Source organism: Bradyrhizobium sp. Kon69, assembly GCF_055807515.1.
Window position 1 is genome coordinate 1 of sequence record NZ_JBVVOS010000107.1, and the last position, 500, is coordinate 500.

Sequence of the window (500 nt, forward strand, 5' to 3'; positions counted from 1 at the left end):
GACGTGGTGCGCACCAATATCGACCAGATCGGCGGCACCATCGACATCAAGTCGGTCGCCGGTGAAGGCTCCTCCGTAACCATCAAGATCCCGCTGACGCTCGCCATCGTCTCCGCGCTGATCGTGGAAGCCGCCGGCGACCGCTTTGCGATCCCGCAGCTCTCCGTGGTCGAGCTGGTGCGGGCCCGCGCCAACTCGGAGCACCGCATCGAGCGCATCAAGGACACCGCGGTGCTTCGGCTGCGCAACAAGCTGCTGCCGCTGATCCACCTCAAGAAGCTGCTCAAGATCGACGACGGCGCCGTCTCCGATCCCGAGAACGGCTTCATCGTGGTGACCCAGGTCGGCAGCCAGACCTTCGGCATCGTCGTCGACGGCGTGTTCCACACGGAAGAAATCGTGGTCAAGCCGATGTCGACGAAACTGCGTCACATCGACATGTTCTCGGGCAATACCATCCTGGGCGACGGCGCGGTCATCATGATCATCGACCCCAACGG

The 500-nt window shown here is 63.2% G+C and carries 1 protein-coding gene; it reads left to right on the forward strand.

Going from position 1 to position 500, the window contains the following annotated elements; genetic code table 11:
• Window positions 1-500, forward strand: a 500-nt coding sequence (locus AC0L3U_RS38420) for a chemotaxis protein CheW (protein ID WP_473364964.1), incomplete at both ends; no start/stop codon positions are given.